The following is a 21,293-nucleotide window of genomic DNA, read 5'->3' as shown; positions in this document are numbered from 1 at the left end:
TGCGGCGCAGCCGCAGACCTAGCAAAATGAGCGTAGCGAAATTTTGCGCAGGGCCGAGCAGACCTGCGAGCCACGACACAGCCCGACCCGAGCCGATAGGCGAGGGGCAGCCCCAAAAAATAAATATTATCTTAAAAGTCGGCAGCAAAAACTGTCGGCTTTTTTTGGGCATAAAATTGGCCCTAATGAACTGCTTAAACAGCTAAATTATGCGTAAACTACTATATATCTTGCCCTTTTTGGGCCTTAGTTTAGGGGCTCAGGGACAGCAAGATAGCCTGATTCGAGAAGGGGAATATTTTGGAACCACTACCTTTAATGGCGAAATTATTCCCATTCTGATTATTGATGGAGACACCCTGCCCACCATTAGCGGCATTGATGTGCAAGTGAGCCGAAAACGAAATTTTGAAAACCGAGAAGAGCGTCGACGCTATCATCAGTGGCGGCATTATGCGGCAAAAGTTTTTCCGCTGGCCCTAGAAGCCGTTCGTTTGCATCGGCAAATGGAAGAGGAGACCAGAGGGATGAGCCGCCGAAAAAAGAAGAAATATATTAAGCAATACCAAAAAGAACTGACTCCAGAATATGAGGCACAGCTAAAAAAACTGACCAAATCGCAGGGCTATATCTTGATTAAGATGGTCGAAAGAGAGCTGGAACAGCCTTTTTATCAGGTTATTCGGAATTTTAGAGGCCGTTGGACCGCCGTCAAATGGCAAAGCATGGCCTCTTGGTATGGCTATAATCTGAAAACGGGCTATGATCCTAAAGATGACGAACTTCTGGAGATGATTTTGAGCGATTTGGACCTCTCTTATGAGTATGATATGTACAATACCGATTGGGAAAAAGATAAATAAATGAGTTCTGGGGGCCAATGCCTGCCTATAGCCCTTAGGCAGGCGGCCCAAAAAGGAATTTATCCTTGCCGAAGTTCAAAATTTATCAAAATAAAAGAACTTGTTTAAAAAAACAATAGAAAACTGCTTTATCCTAAAAAAGAGGGGCTTAGCTTGTCTTGGCTTTTTACTTTCTGTATTTTTTTGTCCCCAATATTATTTGCCAAAATACAATCCTCTTATGAATCAAGTTGAAAAGCTACAAGCAGTACTAAAAGATTATGAAAGCAAGCTTAGCAGTTTGCAAAAGTTGTTTATGAGCGATGGAAAAATTGACGCTCAGGAGCAAGAAGTGATTTCGGAAATTGAGGCCTTAATGGGCCGAATTAACCAGCGTTTGGATAAAGCTTTGGCGGCTTCTTCGGCAGCCACAAGCAGCACAGAAGAAACTAAAGAAGAACTGGGCCGAGAACCACAATTTGAGGTAGATCCGAACAAGCGTTGGAGTTTTGATGACTTTATGAAGGAGCGCTCGCAGGTGGTGGTCGACAAAGGCAGCTTGACCGCGGCCGAAAAAGATTATTTTGCAGATTATGCGGCCTTGGCGCAAAAGTATATTGACGAAAAAATGGCCAAATATGGCAAGGGCCAAAAAAGCCCAATTACTGGCCAAGCCCTAGCCGATGCCGCCCTCAAAACTTACCTAAAATATGGCGACATCAAAAAAGTGGTACCCGTAGAAATGATGTTGTCGCAATTGCAATTTGAAACCTTTTTTGGTAGCCGTGGCAATCGAGAAGGTAGCGAAAAATCGCCTTTCAATGTGGGCGTCTACGATTCTGGAGATGCCAACTTTTTGGACCAATTGCCCGATATGAATGCTGGTATCGAAATGTACTTTGATTTGATGGCCGAAGATTATCTCTCGACCAAAGATGCCGACGAATTAGAGAAAAACTTTACCAATGAGAAGGATCAGCGCTATGCCTCGGATAAAGAATATGAGGATAAGGTCCAACGCCAATCTGATCATATTGAAAGCTTTGCCAAAAAACAAGGCCTCGATATGCCCGATGAAGAAGGCCTAGAGGAAGATGATCAGCCTTCTGGCAAAGAGGAAAATGAAGAAACCCCCACGGCCAATAGCAGCATTTCGGCCTCGGTCGGTAAAGGCGGAGAAAACAAAAAAGCCGATGCGGTTTTGGTCCAAAAAACACTAAATGCCAAAAATAATGCAGGCCTAGCCGTAGATGGCGATGTTGGTCCCCTCACGATTAAGGCGATCAGAAACTACCAGCAAAAAACCTTTGGTTGGCAAGATGGCTTGATTGAAGTGGGCGGAAAAACCGCGGGCTCCCTTTTTGGCCATACAAGTGCTAGCGAAAATAATGATACGCCCTCTGCCGAAAATGATTCTACGGTCACCGAAGATCAGCCAAGTGATGATGGCAAAACCTCTGAAAAAGAAGGAAACTATCAAAAGCCTGCCTGGATCAGCAAAGCAGAAGGCTATAAAGGCAAAGCCGAAACGGCAAAAATGGTAAAAGATGACCCCTTTGTCAAAATGCTCTTCCAAGAATTGGGCACTTATGACGAATGGGCGCACAAACAAACCGTAAAAACAGCCAACTGGTGCGCGGCTTTTGTTTCGCATTGTCTTAAAAAATCGGGACAGCCCGCACTCAGTTATTATGATGGCGGTCGAGCAAAAAAATACCTGGATTATGGGCGAAAAATTGACAAGCCCGCCTATGGGGCCATCGTCGTTTTTAGTCGCTCTGGCGGCGGACATGTCGGTTTTGTGGCCGGCCAAACCGACAGCCATATTCTTACCCTTGGCGGAAACCAGGGCAATAAGGTGTGCATAAAAGCCTATCCCAAAAGTAAGGTGCAGGGTTATGTGGTGCCTTCTAGCTGGACCGTTCCCGAGGAAAATTATTTAGATTAGGCCTTCTTTTTAGCATGGGCGGAAAAATCGATCTGGTTTTTCCGCCTTTTTTTGTTTTTCTATCCTAGGCCTGCAGCTCTTTTTTTATCTGCGGGGGCATTTTCTGTTTAAAAATAGCCTTGAGCAACTCCAACTCTTTCTCTTTTCGGCTATGTTTATCTCGAATAAAATAGAGTGGGTTAACGGAAGGTGTTTTTCCGCTCCAAATAAGCTGCAGCTCCTTATTTTCTAGCTCTTTTTGGATCAAAATATCTGGAATAATAGCTAGCCCTTCTTGTGTTTTTAGGCACTGAATAATCGTAGCTAGGCTGGGCAGCATGAAATTGGGTTGAAAAGGCAGCGATTCCTCAAAATTATCGGACCAAAATCGGCGGCTATGTTCCATTTCATTAATCACTGCATACCATGGAAATTCTCTTAGCTGCTGCGTTAATCGCTTATAATCCTGGGCCTTAATCGCCTGTTGAAAAGGAGAAAGGTCTAAATTTTTAGAGCCAACAAGGTAAAGTTGTTCTTGAGAAAAATGCGCTGCTTCGAAGCGTTTTTTTAGACTATGATCTAGGGGCTGAGCTGTAATTAAGAGATCTAACAGGCCTTGTTCCAATTCTTTAAAAAGAGTAGAATTGTCGGCAAAGCGGGCATGTACATCAAAAGAAAGTGTTGATAATTGGGGCGCCAAAACCAATGAAAAAATTTCGGAGCAAAGGCCAATACGAATTCGCTCTCGTTTTTGTAAAGCACTTTGTTGAAAAAGTTCTTCGACCTGCTCTAGACGTTCTAGTGCGGGCAGAACATAGGCATGTAGCTGCTTAGCTTCTTCTGTGGGCTTCATTTGTCGGCCTGCTCGAATAAACAGTTTATAGCCTAGATGCTGCTCTAAAGCCCTTAATTGCATGCTAAGACCAGGTTGAGAGCTATACAATTTTGGAGCAGCTCGGCTAATATTCCCTTCTTCATAAATTGCTTTAAAGCTACGGAGCCATTCTAAATTGAGCATAATTTGATTGCTTAAGCCTGCTACTATAAAAATACTAATAGCTAATTTAAAAATTATTGATTGTTGCTAGCAAAGATAACGCTTAATTTTGTGTTGCAATAAGGAGGGACGGTCCTCCCTTTACTTTCCAAATACATCATTAGCATGAAAAAGCAACATATTTTTGTCATAAACGCCGGATTTCCATTTGGTCATTCTCCCGGTCGATTTAACCAAAGTCTATTAGACATTGATCTTGATTTTTTTGCTCCCAAAGAGAGCTATGAACTACAGTACACTAAACTAAGTGAAGAATATGATGTAGAGACAGAAGTACAGAAATTTCTTTGGGCCGACACGATCATTTATCATATGCCAATTTGGTGGTTTCATATGCCTTTTCGTTTTAAGGAATATATTGATCGGGTTTTCACAAAGGGGCATGGACGGATTTATACCAGCGATGGCCGATCTTCTAAAAATCCCAAAGTCAATTACGGAACTGGAGGCTTAATGCATGGCCGCAACTACTTGATAACCACTAGCTGGAATGCTCCCAAGGAAGCTTTTGAATGGGAAGGCGAGTTTTTTCAACAAAAATCTGTTGATGAAGGTGCCCTCTTTCCTTTTCATAGAATGAATGCTTTTGTAGGGCTTGAGTTTAAAGGAAGCTTGCATTTTCACGATATAGAAAAAAACGCCAGAGCCGAAGAAGAATTTGCGAACTATAAAGCGTTTTTGAAGCAACACTTTGCCTAAAAAGGCAGTTGAGCTGTATCCAAATAAAACCCCTAATCCAGTCTAATTATTTAGATGAAGCCTTCTTTTTAGCATGGGCGGAAAAATCGATCTGGTTTTTCCGCATTTTTTTGTTTTTCTATTTTTTGGGGCCTCCGCTGCGGCTTCGCCTTGCGGCGCTACGCTTTGGGGCTCGCTGTTCGCTCGGCCCTGCGTTTTTTTCGCTGCGCTCAAAAAACTGGGTCTGGCCTGCGGCCACCCCGCCGCATCGCTAGGCCGCACAACTTTAGTTTTTCTCAGCGCTTTTTTCTTCGGCCCTTAATTCCCCCTTTCAATTAGTGGCTTTCAATTAGCAATGGCATAAAAAACAGAAAAGATTTTAGTTCATCTTTTATGAGCCGATGGTTTCAACTGTCGGCTCATTTTTTTTTGGATCTAAAACCAGCAAGAAAAAACAACTTTTTAAGATGCTTATGAAATTTATGCAGCTTATAAACTCCCCCTTTCAATTAGCGGCTTTCAATTAGCAGGCCACCCAAAAACAAGGACCAAAATTCCGCTGCCTTTTCCTTAAAGCAGAACAAAATCACTACTTTTGTAGCCTTAAAATAAAATTGCATGGAAAAGCAACTGCCTTGGGGGAAAATGTACCTGCAAAATGGGGTATTTATTTGTGATATTGCCAAAGGTGCACATATTGATGTTGCCGAAATGGATATTTGGGCCGATACCGCCGCAGAATTTTCTGCTGGCCAACCTTTTACTTTTGTGGTCAATCTCTCTGATATGAAATCGGTGTCTAAAGAAGCCCGCCGATTAAAAGTTTATGATGACGAACGTTTGCATATCATTGCTGGCGCTATCCAAATAAAATCGGTCTTGTCTAAAATGTTGGCCAACTTCTTCCTGCAAATGAATAAAATCCCCAGCCCAATCAAAATCTTTAATGAGCGAGAAAAAGCGCTAGCTTGGTTGGCCAACTTAGAAAAGGACTATAAAAACTAAATTGAACAACTGTTTAGGTAAAATACGCATAGAGAAAGTACTGACTAAAGGGGAATAACTACCTAAATTTCAGCTCTGCGATTAAAACCGCTAAAAATCAGTGACTTGAGGCCTAACTTTGTGTCATTAGAATAAGATAGCTTATTCCAAAACAAGCAAAGCTCCTCCTTATGAATTTCCCCAGAATTATTTTTTTTGCTCTACTGCTCTTGGCGCCAACTTTTATCTTCGCTCAACAGGATATGGACCAAGATGGTATCGCCGATGAACTTGACTTTGATGCCGATAATGATGGCATCCCCAATTATATAGAACAAGCTTACCCCTTAGCCGACCAAGATGGCGATGGATTAGCAAATTATCTGGACCTAGATAGCGATAATGATGGCATCTCCGATCTAGTAGAAGCAGGTATGCTCGATCAAAATGGCAATGGCCAAGTTGATGATTTTATTGATGAAGATCTAGACGGCTGGCATGATTATGCCCAATTAGATCTTGCCCAACTGGATGTGGACCAAGATGGATTGCCCGCTTTTTTGGACCTAGACTTTAACGGCGATGGCCAAGCAGACCTTTGGCTTTGGAATGATATGGAATTGGACCGAGACGAAAATGGCCAAGTCGATAATTTTAGAGATTTGGACCAAGATGGCTTCGATGATCGCTTCGATGGCGATTTATTCAATATCCAAATGCCTGGAGAATCAAGAAATACACCCCAAAAATATATTTCTCTACAAAACAGACTTTTACAGCAAGCAACTACTAGCATGAATAGCTGCAAAAAGGCTGATGAATATGGACTTTGCTATGATAATCAACTGTAAATAACCAACCACCAACTATAAGTATTCCTAAATTGCCCCCTTTTTGGGGGCTTTTTCATGTCCATACTCCCGATAATAAGCCGCCAAACGCTCCTCCAACACTTTCTGCCGATCTTTTTGCTCAAAATTCATCCGCTCTTCAAATGAAAATGGAGAAAAAAGTGCCTCTTGCTGAGCCGATAACTGCCATATATCCTGATGATGCTGTATGCTTAAGGATAAAAAGGCTTTTTTCCAATTCGCTAGGGCTTCCCCCCCTGTATTCTTTTGGGCTTTTTTATACAGTAGCTTTTCTACCTTTTGTAATTCCTTTCTCCAGCTTTTATATTTTAGGGCCGTAACTGCCCTCGCTTCTTGTCGAAAAAATTCCTCATCGGCCTCTGCTAGTTGGGCCTTTTTCTTTTCATACTTTTTTTGCCATTGTTTGCGCTCTTTGGCCAAGTCCTTTTTGGCCCGATCAATATTTAGGCGATCTTGCTGAGACAAAAAGGCTTTTTGCTCTGCCATAACTTCCTGCCACCAATCATAGAGCTCCTTCATTAAGTTGGGTTTTTGCTCTACCCAAGCGGCCAAAGAACGTTTTTCTCCTCCCACAAACTCAAGCTCTGCCGAAATTGGATCTACTTGGACCAAAGACAACATACTGTCAATACCCATATAAATGAGTAAAGTTTGATTGAAGGCGGGAGAAATACTAGGCAGCCTTTTTCTATAGTTCCGATCAAAATCTGCCAAGCGATTTAATCTTTGCTTTCCTTCTAGCTCTTCTTGTTGCCAACTGCTGTCTAAAGAACGCTGCTGACTTTCCCAAAGGGCCATATTTTCTTGGTAGTTTTTCTCTAAAATGGCCAATCTAGCGTCTTTTTTATCTGTAGAAAAAGAAGTTTGTTCTATTTTTTCCAATTCTTCAGCCTCTAATGCTGCCAAATGTTGCTTAGCTGCGGCTATACTTTTTTGCCCCTTCAAGGGATAAGGCGATTGCTCCCAGAGCTGATTTAAAAAAGCATCCTTCTTTTTCCAGATATGATGGGGGGAGGGCAGCCTTTTTTGCCGATGCAATGCCTTTAGGGCTTTTTCCTCCTCTTCAGGATCAATTTGTTTTTCTGCCGCGGCTAAGATTTTGCGCTCTTTTTCTAGCTGCCTCAAAGCTTGCTGATACTCCTTAATTAAGTCTTTTTTCTTTTCTTCCAAATTCCAATAAGCCAATTCTTTTTTTGCCAAAGGAGGCTGTGCACTTTCTTCATTCCAAGCCTTTATTTCGGCCCAAATGGCGCCAATCGCTACTCTTTTTTGTTCTTGCAACAAAAGCTTTTTTCGCTTAAAATAGCCTAGAAGAGCCAAAACAATTGAAATAGGGAAGAGCAAAAAACTTTTCTGAAATCCATAGGCCCATTTTAAATTTAGGGCCAAAAAAGCTGCGACTACAACAAGGATAGGCAAGGCCCACAAAATTTCTTTCCGCAAATGGGTTGGAATAATCACCGATGAGGGCAGTTCCTGAGGCAGTTCTAGGGCTTGCTGCTCCCAATGGGCCAAAATTGGCGCTTCTAGGGCCGCTATGCTTTTTTCTTCTTCTTCAAAGTTAGTCGCTAATTCTTCTACCGTTAATAGTTCTCCGTTTTTTCGCCAAACAATAGGGTAGAAGTCTAAAAAACGCCCCAATAAATTAGGATCTCCTAATTCGGTCCACAAAATAGAACACCAAGCTCTGGCCGAAGGCCGATCTTTCGGCGAAGAATGCCCAAGGATAAAGGCCTGTTTAAATGCTTCTTGCAGAGCTGCAGATTCTTCTTTAAACAGCTGATGCGGAGGCGGAATAACTGAAAAAGGAATTTCTGATTGATGCGGAAAGAGCCCTGCCTCAATTTTTTGATGCAAACTTGTCAATTCGGCATATTTCCCCCCTGCGGCAGCCGCAAAGGGATGAATCCCAAACAATAATTTGTAAATAATCACGGCCAAGGCAAAATTGTCCCAACTGCTATCAAAAACAGCGGGTCGGCCATCCCAATAATATTCTGGGGCGCTATACTCTGGCGTAGTTACGGTGGCCTTTTCTAGCCCTTGAGGATGCTCCAATTGCATGGCATCCAAATCGACAAAAGCCAGTTGATTATCTGCCGTCAGTAAGATGTTTTCTGGCTTTAAATCCACTAGAACGTAGCGGCCCTCGGCCTGCAAACGAGCCAATCCCAAGCTCAATTCAAAGGCGAGGCGAAGCCGCAAAACTCGGCCATTTTCTGCGGATAGATTATATTTTTGAAAATAACTCCCTAAACGACTGGGCAGTTTGGGCAAACAAAAAAGCTCCAATTTATGTCCCTGCACAAAAGGCATCATAAAGCCCTGCAGTTGTTTGTGTTGGTCCACGACTATTTCTTCGGGCCAAACAAAAATAGGCGATTGTTCTTCGCCTAGGCCTTGGGGCGGGTAGTTGGCGAGGGCCCGCAATTTGCTTCTTTTTTCGGCCTGCAATTTATGCGGATAATATAATTTAACTACTCGATCTTGCAACCTTCGGGGACTCCGTACTTTATACAAGGCCCCTTCTCCACCTCTGGCAAAAGGTTTATGGGCCAAGATGATTCGCTTTTTTGTTTTTTCTAAGTAGTAGCTTGCTCTAGACATGGGAATAAAATCAAGGGAAAGGGAAGGCTATTATTTTTTATGTTTTGGGCCTGCGGCTTAGCTGGCCGCGGGCCCAAAATGTTTTAATCTTGCACACAGCGACAAGGCAAAAGCAAGTCGTCAAAGGGCTTTTGGGTAATGGTTACTCTTTGTTCCTCAAAATTGAATAGAACAAATTTATGGTATTTTCTCATAGTGGGATGGCCTGTATCGCTCCAAAAAGCGGTTTTTTTCCCTTGGTCCATAAATAAGCCGCCATTTTTTGGGCTGCCCCAGCCAATAGGCAAAACGGGAAAGCCAAAACCATCTCCTTCATTGATTTTTAAAAAGACCGAAGAGGGGGAGTCCTTTCTTTCGGGCTTTCGACCATTGACTACCTCATGATAATAGCCGCCCGCTTTTTTGAGCAAAAACTTCCATTCTGCTACAGAAGGTAAATGCCAGCCTTCTGGACAAGCATTGCGGGCGCCAGCCAAGCTGTACAGCAAACCGTCAGATTTTTTACTTTCGTCTTTTCCATAAGGCTGCGCTTCTGCATGTTCAAAGCGGAGGTTTTCTGCCATCCAAACATTGCCGCTTAGGTTTACTGTTTTATAGCTTTGGCCATCTCTTGGATCGGTAAAACTGCCGCTGTTGTTGGCCGTTCTGCAAGAAGAGAGGAGGCCTAGGGCCAAAAAGCAAAATAAAAGCTGCTTTCTCATAATTTATTGTTTTTTGTTGCGCTTCAAAGCGCTATGATGAAATGCGTTTTGTCTATTTGGGTCCTACAGGCGGCAAAGCCGCCGCAGGCTGAGGGATAGTAGGGGGTGGCCGCAGGCCAGACCGAGCTTTTTGAGCAAAGCGAAAAAAGCGATGGGCCGAGCGAGTAGCGAGCCCCCGCATAGCCCGACCCGCTCGCAGGGCGGGGCAGCCCCAAAATAAAAAAGAGGGAGTCGTCAAAATAAAAAAAATGTCCCTTTGCAAAAACAAAGAGACATATTAAAACTTCTTTAGTTAAGTGTCTTTCCGACTAAAAGTCTTCAGACTTGTACTTATCAGGAAGGTTACCTTTTTTGTCTACCCAAGCAGGAAGAGCATAGTTGTATCCTTTTCCTTGTCCTTCACGAAGAGGGAATTTAGAGATTTTCTTCTCTTGGTTGCTCAGGCGGTGTAGGGCTCTAGAGATCAAGCGACGTACTTCACCAGCATCGGGGAAGCCCATCTCATCTTCTACATTGGCCTTGATGCCTAGCTCATAAATTTCGCGGCTGCTCAATGTTTTTTGTCCCTCTTCCAACTTGTCTAGAATGAATTTGGGCCAAGGGCTATTGCGAGTATATGGGCGTTTGCGGGGTTGCTCAGCAGCAGCTTGAGTAATTACACGCTCGCCATTATACATATAACCTACAGGAATAAAAGCGCTGTTTACGGGCTGTACCTGAGGTGTGGCATTTACTTCTGAAGAGCTGTCGCCATTCAAAACTGCATGTAATTTACCAATAGCGGTTTGTACCTGCTGTAGTTGGAAAAAAAGTTGACGTTGTTGCGCATCGTACTGCATGAGCAGTTGTTTGGCATCTTCTTCTTTCAAATTAGAGAAATCCATAAAATTTAATTTTAAAGTTAAGTTAGTTCGATTTTTGTTCCAGCTAAATTTACCGACAAAATAGAAGGGAGTTGTGACAGTTGATTAGCCTGCTAGCACGAATATATAACTTATTTCTTTTTTAGAAAAGGAATAACATAAACTTATTAAAATAAATCTTCCATTCTCTTAAGTTTTTCTAAACTTTGCCGCATTTATTTTGCATAAAAAGCTATCTCCTAGAAGTAGTTTAAGCGTAACAGTCTATTATTACAAGATGGTTCTTTAGGCCTAATCTAGACGTTATTCATAGCGCAAAGATTCTATGGGGTCTAGGCTAGCAGCTTTCATGGCGGGGTAAATTCCCGATATCAGGCCCACTAAAAAACAGAGCGCAAAGGCTAGGGCCATCCAGGCCCAGGGGATCAGAAACTGCCCGCCCATAGCTAAAGTGACGACATTGCCCATCATGATGCCCAGAAAAATGCCTAAAATGCCGCCGATTTGACAAATGACGAGGGCTTCTATGAGAAACTGTTGTAGAATGCTGCTTTTGGTGGCCCCCAAAGATTTGGCAATGCCAATTTCCCTTGTTCGTTCGGTAACCGAGACCAACATAATGTTCATCAGGCCAATGGCGGCGCCCAATAGGGTGACCAAACCGATAAAAATGGCGGCAATTTGAATGCTAGCCGTATTTTCATCCAAAACATCTAGCAGGCCATCGCTTTTTTCTAGCTCAAAGTTATTGGGTTGATCTAAGGGGATCTGTCGAACGGCCCGCATGATTCCTTCGGCCTCGCCCATGGCGAGTTCCATTTGTTGGGCCTCTTGTACGGCCACCGATAAATTGTAGGAGTTGGTCTGCGAGCCCAAATATTTGCGCAAACTCATTAAGGGCATCAAGACAATGCGGTCTCCCGAAAAACTCATACTCGAGCCTTTTTCTTGCAAAATTCCCACTACGGTATAACTAATATTACGCAGGCTAATCTGCTGGCCCAAAATTCGCTCTTGGCTTTGTTTGGGAAAAAGCTGTTCGGCAATGCCCTTGCCTAAAATGACCAAATTTCGGCCAAATTCTACCTCGGTTTTCGTAAAGTTTCGCCCTCTAGCTACCTCATAGCCTGCCACCGATAAATAATTTTCATCAATGCCATAAACGGTGGTATTGGGGTTGGTTTCTTCTGGCCCTCGTTTGATTAGGCCCAGGGTGGTGCCCAAAGCAGAAACCGAAACCTTGGCGGGAAAATTATATTGTTGCTTAAAGGAAATCGCCTGCTGATAGCTAATTGACTCGCCTCTTTTTTGGCGGCGGCCACGCCGCCCACCCTGAATCCCCGTTCCCGAAGGAATAATATTAAAGGTGTTGGCGCCCATATTGGCAAAATTGTCGGCCATAGAGGCCTTAATGCTGTCTATAGACGTCAAAATGCCCACCAATGCCATGATTCCAATGGCAATGATGAGCAAAGTGAGAAATGTTCTTATAAAATTGGACTGTATAGCCGAGAAGGCCATACTGATCGATTCTTGAATGCGCATAAGCGGGGATGTTTTTCCCAAATTAAGCGCTTTCAAAAGCTTTTCCAAGCTGTTTCGACAAAAAGGCTATTCCTGCAGATTTTTGGCCCATTGAATTCGCCAAGCTCCCCGAAAATCACCCAGTTTATAGTTTTGGGCCTTATCTTCTGGATAAAGTTCGGCTAGTTTTTGTACATCTGCATCGGCAATGTCTTGGCCCGGCTTCCCATGGCATTTCAAACAAGCTGCATTGGGAATGCTGATGGGCTGATAGTAAATATAGTGGGTCTCGCTTTCAAAAATTTGGCTATTGAGGTCTTTGCCCTCTTTTTGGGCCTGTTCATAAGCGGCCAAAAGCTGCTCCTCAAATTCATTCTCTGGGGCATCTTTAGGGTTGCGGTAACGAGCCGATCGCCTAGCGATTTCTACGCCCATTTCTTCGCCCAATTTGGCTTTTAGGCCCAAGGCTTCCAAATTACAATAGCTCAAGGCCCCGGCTACACCCTTTTCGGCCATAGCGCCTTTTACGGTTTTGAGCAACCTTTGCTGCGCCTTGAGGGCTGCCTCGCTGCCTTTGTTTTTTAGGGTTTGGGCCTGTTCTCCCGAATAAACTTTTGGTTCGCTGCCGCTTGGTGTAGAACAATAGGCAAAAAGTAATGAGCCGCTCAAAAGCAAGCTCGCAATTTTTAGTGTTTTCATCTGTTTTTGCCCAAAGATAAACGGAAGAACCGCCCCCCTAAGTGATTTTTCTTACAATTATGCTTTTAGTTCCAAGATAAAACGGACCTCTGGGTCAAAAGCATAAAAGGTTTCTTTAATATCAATTTGGAGCAATACTTCAAATTTTAAATTCGCTTTCAAGGCCTCTTCTACACTGTTAATGTTCCATTTTTTGAGCGCCTCGGCCAAGTCAAATTCAAAGTTAAGGGGATAGTGCAATTGCTCCCCTTTTTCTACGGACAAAGGAAAATGCAAGTTCTCAGGAGCCGTTTTGCTGGCCATTTTATCCGCCAAAACCAGCTCTTCTACGCATTCATCAAAACCAGAACGCTGAACCCGCAAGGTCTGTCGAATATCGGTAATGTCCAAATTATGCCCTACTTGCAAAACATAAGGGAAATCAAATTGAGTGCTGTTGTATGGCAGCTCCAAATTGGGCCGCTCATGCTCTACTTTTAGTCCAGTAAAACCTACAAAGTCCTTAATTTTAGATAGAAAGCTCATCGTTTTTTTAGATTTATTGGGTTAGCTATAAGCAGATTTTTCTGCCAGTTGTTTCCATTTCAAAGTTAAGCTTTCTCTATCCTATTTCTAGGTGATTCTACTTACAGAGACATTTTTTTATTCTTAATTTTTTGGGGCTGCCCACTCGCCTTCGGCTCGGGTCGGGCTGTGTCGGGGCTCGCAGGTCTGCTCGGCCCTGCGCGGGCTTTGCCCGCTGGGTCTGCGGCTTCGCCGCCCCCCTTTCCATCCCTCATCCGCTCATCTTTGGGGCTTTGGGCTTGGCCTTCTTCTCCGGCCCGCTACTCGCTTCTGATCAAGAGTTGGGGCCGGGCTTTCTGCAATTGGTCCAAACATTCAGTGCTAATGGGGTTGCCATCCAAATACAAGCGCCTAAGTTTGGGGTATTGGGCCAAGTCGGCTACCGAAAAACTATCCATTTGGTTATTGGATAAGTCGAGGAGTAGGAGCTCGGGCCCAGGCTGGGCCCGCCACTGCTCAATCTGGTTGTGGCCCAGGCGCAAGACTTCTAGCTCTTGGCCCAACACTAAACCTGCTGACAAAGCCAGTTTATTATTTTGCAAATCTAAAACCTTGAGTTTTTTGGGCCAATTTTGCGCCCCCAAGGCTGAATCGGTCAATAAGTTTTGGGCCAAATAGAGCTCTTCCAAAATGGGCATATTCCAATGCCTAGGCAGTTGGTCCAAATGGTTGTGTTCCAAATGCAGCTCCTTTAATTGGGGCTGTAGGGCCAGACTATCGGCTATGGCTTGTAAAGAACAAGCCGACAGGTCCAATTCTTCTAAATTTGGGGCCAAGGGCTGAGGATATATATAAAGAGCATTGCCCATTAGATGGAGCTGCCGCAAACTACTGGGCCAAGAAGGACTCAATTCGCCAAATTCATTTTGGGCCAAATTTAGGCGCTGCAATTGGGGCAGTTGCATGAGCTGCTGCGGAAAAATAGGCAGCTGGTTGCGAGATAAATCCACCTCCTGCAAATTTTGGCAGAGCAATAAACTATCGGGCAGGGCCTTGAGCCGATTGTTCCGCAAGAATAACTGCTGCAATTGGGCCAACTGGGCCATGCTTTGCGGCAACTGCCGCAAAGCATTGTGGTTGAGGTTGAGATAACGCAACTGGGCCAATTGGCCCAATTCTTCTCCTAGGTTTTCTATTTGGTTGCCACAGGCCTCTTTGCGAATTTCATAGGGCCGCCCTTCTAGGTCCAAATGGACCAAATCCCGAAAGTCATATATATACTGCGGTAAATTTGTCAGGCAATTGCCCGCCAAATAGAGCTCTCGCAACTGCTGCTGCTGGGCCAAAGAAGAGGGCAGGGCCGTCAGGGCCCGCTGCTCCAAACTCAGCCGATAAATTTTTTGCTCCTTACCCAAAGCAGCCGATAAGCCCTCATGCAGTTTGTCTTTTTGGCCCTGCCGAAATTTTAATAACTGCCAAGCCACAATAAAGGCAAGCAACAAAAGGCCAAGGGTAGGGAGGTAGGCGGTCCATTTTTTCATCATCTGGGGAATTCGTATCAAAATCAATGAGGATACCTAAGATATTATTTATCATGCGCTTTTGCTCCTTTTTGGCCCCTAGCTTTTTGTTAAACTTTTGCATTCCTACAGGCCCGAAGGGCCTCGGCTGAGGGATGGGCAGCAGTGGCCGCAGGCCAGACCGAGACAGCGAAGCTGGCGAAGGGCCGAGCGAATAGCGAGCTGCGAGACAGCCCGACCCGCCCGCAGGGCGGGGCAGCCCCAAAAAATAATCCTCCTATTTCGTTCGTTTTTCAAAATAAAAAGTGACCAACTAAAAAAATATAGTCCCTATTATGAATCGCAGATAGCGATATTTTTACACAGCCTTTATTATATAACCCCTTATGTCTATTGTCCATATCACTCCTGAGCGTTATCGAAGTATTTTTTTATTACAAGAAGAAGATCTTCTTCTTGTGCGTTCGGCCATGAAAGAAATTAAGCAATATAAAGCGCCTATTTTTGAGGACTTTCATCATTGGATGGCCACTCAGCCCGAATACAGCAGTGCTTATACAGAAGAAGTTGTCTCTGTTTTTGATCGTCAATCGGATCGTTTTTGGGAACATGTTACTAGCGTAGAAATTTGTGCTTCTTCTATTGAGTATAGCTCAAAACTAGTCTTGTTCTTTTTGCAAATGGGCCTTCCTTTTGAGGCTTACCTATCTGCCGTTTTTGCCTTTAATGAAATTATAGAGAAAGCCTTTGTATACTATAAAATAGCGAGCTTTGAGTTGATGCAAGCCTTTAAGCGAACAAGCAGTGTTGGGGTTTTTGTGGCTATTGATACATTTAATAATGAGATGAATAAACAGCTGCAAGAGCAGAACGATATGCTCAGTCAGTTGTCTACTCCGGTGACTCCAATTTGGGAAGGAATATTACTGCTGCCTGTTGTTGGCATTGTAGATTCATTAAGGGCTCAAAATATTATGTCTACGGTACTTAATGAAGTAGCCCAACGACAAACCAAAGTTTTCATTTTAGATATTAGTGGGGTGGCGATTATGGATACGGCGGTGGCCAATTACTTTTTAAAGGTGAGTAAAGCTGCTGCGCTAATGGGCTGTCGAACAATTTTGTCGGGAATTTCTCCAGCCATTGCCCAAACCCTTGTAGAACTAGGAGTCGATACAGGAAAAATAAGTACTCGAAGCCATATGCAAGATGCCTTAGAACAAGCTTTTAAGTGGACGCAACTCAAAGTTGTTCCTGCCTAAGAGCTGCCTAGCTAGTGGCAGATAAAAAAACTGACAGGACTGTCAGGGAAAACTGACAAAAAGAACGGCTTTCTGTCAAAAATGCAGCCTTTTTTTTCTTTTTGGCAACTGGCACAAGAGCTGTTAATAGAGGGCTGTCTGACTTTAATTAGGGCCCAAAAGGGCCAAAAGAAGACAGACATTTTATTGAAAAAAGAATTCATCTATAACTAAAAAACAGTTTAGCTATGAGACCCATCAACGATCGCGTTGTTGTGCAACCTGCCGCCGCTGAAGAAAAATCTAAAGGTGGTATTATCTTGCCCGAACAGGCAAAAGAAAAGCCTCAGAGAGGTGTAGTAGTGGCCGTTGGTCCTGGTAAAGACGGAAATGCCCTTACTGTAAAAGTGGATGATGTTGTGCTTTATGGCAAATATGCTGGCCAAGAGATCAGCCATCAGGGAAAAGATTACCTCATTATGCGTGAGGATGACATTCTTGTTATTCTTGACTAAGTTTTCATCTTTTTTCTCAAATTTTAAAACACTAGCAATATATCATGGCTAAAAAAATTAGCTTCAATACAGATGCACGCACTCAATTGCGTGAAGGAATTAACGCTTTGGCAGATGCTGTTAAAGTAACTTTGGGCCCTAAAGGTCGCAATGTAATTATTCAGAAAGCTTTTGGCGCTCCTCATATCACTAAGGATGGAGTAAGTGTAGCCAAAGAAGTAGAACTAGAGGATCCCATCCAAAATATGGGGGCTCAAATGGCTAAAGAGGTGGCCTCTCGCACGGCAGATGTAGCCGGTGATGGTACCACTACAGCTACTGTTTTGGCCCAAGCTATGGTCAATGCAGGAATGAAATTGGTAGCCGCTGGCGCCAATCCTATGGACCTCAAAAGAGGTATCGATAAGGCCGTAGCCAAAGTAGTTGCTGCCCTCAAAGAAAGTTCTGAAATTGTTGGCGACAACTTCAATAAAATTGAACAAGTAGCCACTATTTCAGCCAATAACGATCCCGAAATCGGAAAACTCATTGCCGAAGCAATGAAAGAAGTAAGCACCAATGGGGTAATTACTGTAGAAGAAGCCAAAGGTCGCGAAACTTATGTGACTAAAGTGGTGGGTATGCAGTTTGACCGTGGTTACCTTTCTCCTTACTTTGTAACTGATACCGAAACGATGGAATGTGAGTATGAGTCTCCCCTCATCCTCATTCACGATAAGAAAATCAGCAATGTACAACAGCTGGTTCCCGTACTAGAAAAAGCCCATGGCGCTAGCCGTCCCTTGGTCATCATTGCCGAAGATGTAGATTCTCAGGCCTTGAGCACTTTGGTGGTCAACCGCATCCGTTTGGGCCTTAAGGTGGTTGCCGTAAAAGCGCCTGGTTTTGGCGATCGCCGCAAAGCTATGCTCGAAGATATCGCAATCCTCACTGGAGGTACTGTAATCTCTGAAGAGACTGGCTATAGCCTCGAAAACGTAGAATTGCACCATCTTGGTAGCTCTGAGCGCGTCACTGTAGACAAGGACAACACGACTATCGTGAATGGCGAAGGCAAGCAAGAGCAGGTAGATGCTCGGGTGGCCCAAATCAAGGTCCAAATGGAAAACAGTAGCTCGGAGTACGACAAAGAAAAACTACAAGAGCGTTTGGCCAAATTGGCTGGCGGTGTAGCTGTTCTTTATGTAGGTGCCCCTACTGAAGTAGAAATGAAAGAGAAAAAAGACCGTGTAGATGACGCACTTCACGCTACCCGCGCTGCCGTAGAAGAAGGTATCGTTCCCGGTGGTGGAGTTGCCCTTCTCCGCTCGGTAACTGCCCTAGATGGCGCAGAAGGCGAAAATGATGATGAAACCGCTGGTATCAACATCGTTCGCAGCGCTCTAGAATCTCCCCTACGCACGATCGCAAGCAATGCTGGCGTAGAAGGTTCTGTAGTGATCATGAAGGTATTGGAAGGCGAAGGCGCATTTGGCTACAACGCCCGCACCGAAACTTACCAAGACCTCAAAGAAGCTGGTGTAATCGACCCCACTAAAGTAAGCCGCGTAGCCCTAGAAAACGCAGGTTCTATTGCTGGTATGGTCTTGACTACCGAATGCGTAATCAACGATATTCCCGAGGAGAATGGCGCTGCTAGCATGCCTGGCGGTGGAATGCCTCCCGGTATGGGCGGTATGATGTAAATCATCTCCCCTGACTATTTTACAAACCAGAAAGTCTTTCGAGGCTTTCTGGTTTTTTATTTTTTGGGGCGTTACTCCTTTCAGTCGTCGAACTGCGCCCTAAAGGGCTTGTTGTCGCTGCGGCCTGCAGCCTTGCGGCGGTTACTCCCTTCGGTCGTCGAACTGCGGCCTGAAGGCCTTGTTGTCGCTTTGGGGCTCCCTGTTGTTTTTGGGGCCTCCGCCTCCCTTCGGTCGTCGGCGCTACGTTTCGCAGCTCGCTCTTCGCTCGGCCCTGCGGCGCAAAGCGCCTTGGTCTGGCCTTCGGCCACTGCTGCACATCGCTAGGCCGAGCAGCTCCTAGCCCCATACATAAGCCCCAAAGGATTTTAGAAAAGGGCAAAAAAATGCTAATTTGCTCCCTCAAAACAATGACTACATTCATGAAAAAACTATGTTTGGGACTATTGCTGCTTGGCTTGCTTTGGTCTTGTAAGGGCGAGGAAAAAGGCTGTACCTTTACCGAATTTCCCGCTGTTTTTCCCCAAGAGCTTTCGCTTATCAAAAACTATCAATATGAAAGTTTTGAGGGTGGTTCTAGCGAAAACTTTGAGCTCGATGGCATTTTGCGCTATCCGATTAAGGTCCGTTTTTTACAAAAGGGCTGCAAGGATTTGGTCCAAGAACTGCATTTTGAGATAGACGATAGCCAGGACCCCATTCCAGCCGATTTGCCGCCTAGCGATTGCGCTAGACTTTTGGCGGGCATTTTCTTGCAATTGGGCCAATCGCATCCGCAGCTTAGTATGCTAGGTAATTATGCTGAGCTATTTGGGCGTAGAGCCCCCAATTTTGAGTACAATCAACCGCTTTTGCTGCAAGATGGCTTCACGGCCCAAATTGACAAATTGACGAGTAAAAGTTATACGGTAATTAGTCTGACCTTAAGACAAACGAATGAAGAAGAATAACCGCTCTTATCAAGAGGCCCTAGATTTTTTATATGCTCAGCTCCCTATGTTTCAGCGGCAGGGGAGTACGGCCTTTAAAAAGACCTTAGACAACAGTTGGCGCTTGTCGGAACGCTTGGGAGCGCCCGAAAAAAAGTTTCGCTCGGTCCATATTGCGGGCACCAATGGCAAGGGGTCAAGCACTCATGTTTTGGCGGGCTTGCTACAAGCGCAGGGCTATAAAGTCGGCATCTATAGTTCGCCTCATTATAAAGACTTTAGAGAGCGAATAAAAATTAACGGGCAGTACATCTCGGAGGAAGAGGTGGTTAACTTTGTGGGGGAGCAAGAGGAGTTTATTTTGGACCAACAGCTCTCTTTTTTTGAGTTGACTGTAGGCATGGCTTTTCATTATTTTGCCCAGCAAAAAGTAGATTGGGCCATTATTGAAACGGGCTTGGGGGGACGTTTAGACTCTACTAATATTATTTCGCCCGAGCTCAGCCTCATTACGAATATTGGTTGGGACCATAGTGATATTTTGGGCGAAAGTTTAGGGCTAATTGCAGGCGAAAAGGCGGGCATTATTAAGGCCCAAACCCCAGTCATTATTGGCGAGCGGCAGAGCGAAGAAATTGCCCAAGCTTTTGCGCAAAAAGCCAAAGTTGAGCAGGCCCCGCTTTATTATGCCGAGGAATTGGTCCAACTCGAAAAAGGCGAAGAAAACTTATTGGGTGGCCACTATAATTACCAATATAGACATTTAGCTGCTGCGGATATTTTTCTGGACCTAGCAGGAGATTTTCAGTTTTTCAATCTGCGTTTGGCCTTGGCGGCCTTGCACCTAATGCAGGAAAAACAGCTGATTGAGCTCTCGGAAAAGAAAATAAAATTTGCCCTAGCGAATATTAGGTCCTTAACGGGATTTATGGGCCGTTGGCAGCTCTTGGAAGAGGGGCCGCCCATGCTACTTTGCGATTCGGCCCATAATGTAGATGGTTTGCGTTATTTGGGGCAGATGCTGGCCAAAATGGAATATGCGCAACTGCATTTTGTCTTTGGGATGGTTCGGGATAAATCGGCTGATAAAATTTTGGCGGCCCTGCCCAAGGCGGCCAACTATTACTTTGCTGCAGCGCAAATTCCCAGAGCCAAGCCTGCGGAGCAACTGGCCCAAGAAGCCGCTAATTTTGGCCTAAAGGGAAGCGCCCATGAAAGCGTAGCCGCAGCTTTGGCCGCAGCTAAAGCAATGGCCAAAAAAGAGGATATTATATTTGTGGGGGGCAGTATTTTTGTAGTAGCTGAAATTTTATAAACGAACTGCCATGCCTAAAATCCTAGTCTTTCTCCTTAGTTTTTTTTATGCTCTAGTTCTTTTGGGCCAAGAAGAGGCCGCCCTTGGCGGCCGCATTTACGACGAGCTTTCTTCAGATCCTTTAGTGGACATGCAATTGAGTTTATTGACCTTGGATGGGGCTATACAGCTTAGTGCTTCGACAGATAGCAAGGGGCATTTCTCTATTTATAATATTCCGCCGGGGCAATATATTTTGCAGGGACAAAAAGCGGGCTATGCCTTACTTTGGGTAACAGAGATAAAATTGGCCCCCTTGGACCTTTTGACGCTAGAGATTGGGATGGAAGGGCAAAGCTTTTTGATGAACGACAGTTTGAAACTGAATATAGCAGAAGTTTTGGCAGATTATCGGCCAAAGAAAAAGCCCAAAAAGCGAAAAAGGAAAAGAAAATTCTGGCGATTTTGGTCCAGAAAAAAATAGCTCATTTTGGGGGCGGTAGTGCGACAGCACTACCGCTTTTTTGTTTAGGGCAAAGGCGAGCACCCAAGCTACTACAAAAGGCCCAAAGCAGAGCAGGCCGCCCTGGCTGAGGGGCTGTAGCAGGGCCGCCGCAGGCGGCAGACCAAAGCGCTGAAAGCGCTGCAGGGCCGAGCAGACTTGCGAGCTGCGCAATGGCCCGACCCGACCAAAGGGAGGGGCAGCCCCAAAAAAAGAAAAAATAATGTACTATAAAATTAAAAAGGTGAAAGTTAGTGAGTCATAAATACTTTACAATTTGCTAACAAAAGCTTATATTAGAGCCGTTTTGGGCATAGAAGCCTATATCGACAAGCAAACCTAACCACTCTAT

Annotated in this window: 19 protein-coding genes; 11 read left to right on the top strand and 8 right to left on the bottom strand. The window is 44.5% G+C overall.

Going from position 1 to position 21,293, the window contains the following annotated elements:
* Nucleotides 1–209: 209 nt before the first annotated feature.
* Nucleotides 210–863 carry a DUF4294 domain-containing protein gene (locus tag SGRA_RS00645; RefSeq protein ID WP_014373141.1) on the top strand — a complete coding sequence of 218 codons (654 nt, stop codon included), beginning with the start codon at nucleotides 210–212 and terminating at the stop codon, nucleotides 861–863.
* 220 nt (nucleotides 864–1,083) lie between these two features.
* Nucleotides 1,084–2,790: an NlpC/P60 family protein gene (locus tag SGRA_RS00640; RefSeq protein ID WP_148268231.1), complete on the top strand. Its 1,707-nt coding sequence runs from the start codon at nucleotides 1,084–1,086 to the stop codon at nucleotides 2,788–2,790.
* A 64-nt stretch (nucleotides 2,791–2,854) separates the two neighbouring features.
* On the opposite strand, the gene SGRA_RS00635 is transcribed toward SGRA_RS00640, so the two are convergent.
* Complete coding sequence (locus SGRA_RS00635; protein ID WP_014373138.1) at nucleotides 2,855–3,787, bottom strand: LysR family transcriptional regulator; 933 nt, start codon at nucleotides 3,785–3,787, stop codon at nucleotides 2,855–2,857.
* Between the two features lie 144 nt (nucleotides 3,788–3,931).
* Here SGRA_RS00635 and SGRA_RS00630 point away from each other — a divergent pair, with 144 nt between their 5' ends.
* From SGRA_RS00630 to SGRA_RS00615, 3 genes are all read left to right on the top strand, one after another.
* Complete coding sequence (locus SGRA_RS00630) at nucleotides 3,932–4,525, top strand: NAD(P)H-dependent oxidoreductase (protein WP_014373137.1); 594 nt, start codon at nucleotides 3,932–3,934, stop codon at nucleotides 4,523–4,525.
* Nucleotides 4,526–5,122: 597 nt separating this feature from the next.
* The gene (locus tag SGRA_RS00620; protein WP_014373134.1) at nucleotides 5,123–5,509 is read left to right on the top strand and encodes a DUF7793 family protein; all 387 of its coding nucleotides are present in this window, start codon (nucleotides 5,123–5,125) and stop codon (nucleotides 5,507–5,509) included.
* Nucleotides 5,510–5,679: 170 nt separating this feature from the next.
* Complete coding sequence (locus SGRA_RS00615; protein WP_014373133.1) at nucleotides 5,680–6,339, top strand: hypothetical protein; 660 nt, start codon at nucleotides 5,680–5,682, stop codon at nucleotides 6,337–6,339.
* Between the two features lie 27 nt (nucleotides 6,340–6,366).
* On the opposite strand, the gene SGRA_RS00610 is transcribed toward SGRA_RS00615, so the two are convergent.
* The 7 genes from SGRA_RS00610 to SGRA_RS00575 form a co-directional block, all read right to left on the bottom strand.
* Nucleotides 6,367–8,967, bottom strand: a complete 2,601-nt coding sequence (locus tag SGRA_RS00610; RefSeq protein ID WP_041329422.1) for a protein kinase domain-containing protein — start codon at nucleotides 8,965–8,967, stop codon at nucleotides 6,367–6,369.
* A gap of 83 nt (nucleotides 8,968–9,050) precedes the next feature.
* Nucleotides 9,051–9,668, bottom strand: a complete 618-nt coding sequence (locus tag SGRA_RS00605) for an FISUMP domain-containing protein (RefSeq protein ID WP_014373131.1) — start codon at nucleotides 9,666–9,668, stop codon at nucleotides 9,051–9,053.
* Between the two features lie 308 nt (nucleotides 9,669–9,976).
* A complete protein-coding gene (locus tag SGRA_RS00595) occupies nucleotides 9,977–10,552 on the bottom strand; it encodes a hypothetical protein (protein WP_014373129.1) in 576 nt (191 codons plus the stop codon).
* 282 nt (nucleotides 10,553–10,834) lie between these two features.
* Complete coding sequence (locus SGRA_RS00590; protein ID WP_014373128.1) at nucleotides 10,835–12,076, bottom strand: ABC transporter permease; 1,242 nt, start codon at nucleotides 12,074–12,076, stop codon at nucleotides 10,835–10,837.
* A 66-nt stretch (nucleotides 12,077–12,142) separates the two neighbouring features.
* Nucleotides 12,143–12,754, bottom strand: coding sequence for a Tll0287-like domain-containing protein (locus tag SGRA_RS00585; RefSeq protein WP_014373127.1), 612 nt, complete (start codon nucleotides 12,752–12,754; stop codon nucleotides 12,143–12,145).
* A 57-nt stretch (nucleotides 12,755–12,811) separates the two neighbouring features.
* Nucleotides 12,812–13,279 (bottom strand): hypothetical protein, encoded by a 468-nt coding sequence (locus SGRA_RS00580; protein WP_014373126.1) that lies wholly within the window; start codon nucleotides 13,277–13,279, stop codon nucleotides 12,812–12,814.
* Between the two features lie 299 nt (nucleotides 13,280–13,578).
* Entirely contained in the window at nucleotides 13,579–14,802 is a 1,224-nt protein-coding gene (locus tag SGRA_RS00575; protein WP_245538604.1) for a leucine-rich repeat domain-containing protein, read from the bottom strand.
* Between the two features lie 362 nt (nucleotides 14,803–15,164).
* On the opposite strand from SGRA_RS00575, the gene SGRA_RS00570 reads away from it, so the two are divergent.
* From SGRA_RS00570 to SGRA_RS00540, 6 genes are all read left to right on the top strand, one after another.
* Nucleotides 15,165–16,040: an STAS domain-containing protein gene (locus tag SGRA_RS00570; RefSeq protein ID WP_014373123.1), complete on the top strand. Its 876-nt coding sequence runs from the start codon at nucleotides 15,165–15,167 to the stop codon at nucleotides 16,038–16,040.
* 227 nt (nucleotides 16,041–16,267) lie between these two features.
* A complete protein-coding gene (locus tag SGRA_RS00565; protein WP_002661144.1) occupies nucleotides 16,268–16,534 on the top strand; it encodes a co-chaperone GroES in 267 nt (88 codons plus the stop codon).
* A 44-nt stretch (nucleotides 16,535–16,578) separates the two neighbouring features.
* Nucleotides 16,579–18,219, top strand: a complete 1,641-nt coding sequence (gene groL / locus SGRA_RS00560; RefSeq protein ID WP_014373121.1) for a chaperonin GroEL — start codon at nucleotides 16,579–16,581, stop codon at nucleotides 18,217–18,219.
* A gap of 419 nt (nucleotides 18,220–18,638) precedes the next feature.
* Nucleotides 18,639–19,166 (top strand): hypothetical protein, encoded by a 528-nt coding sequence (locus tag SGRA_RS00550; RefSeq protein WP_014373119.1) that lies wholly within the window; start codon nucleotides 18,639–18,641, stop codon nucleotides 19,164–19,166.
* Complete coding sequence (locus SGRA_RS00545; protein WP_014373118.1) at nucleotides 19,153–20,460, top strand: bifunctional folylpolyglutamate synthase/dihydrofolate synthase; 1,308 nt, start codon at nucleotides 19,153–19,155, stop codon at nucleotides 20,458–20,460. Before SGRA_RS00550 ends, SGRA_RS00545 begins: the two co-directional genes overlap by 14 nt.
* A gap of 10 nt (nucleotides 20,461–20,470) precedes the next feature.
* Nucleotides 20,471–20,923 carry a carboxypeptidase-like regulatory domain-containing protein gene (locus tag SGRA_RS00540; protein WP_014373117.1) on the top strand — a complete coding sequence of 151 codons (453 nt, stop codon included), beginning with the start codon at nucleotides 20,471–20,473 and terminating at the stop codon, nucleotides 20,921–20,923.
* Nucleotides 20,924–21,293 lie beyond the last annotated feature (370 nt).

Source organism: Saprospira grandis str. Lewin, from assembly GCF_000250635.1.
Classification (GTDB): Bacteria; Bacteroidota; Bacteroidia; order Chitinophagales; family Saprospiraceae; genus Saprospira; species Saprospira grandis.
The sequence above is the reverse complement of the archived record's forward strand: the minus strand, read 5'-3'. Positions and strand labels throughout refer to the sequence as shown.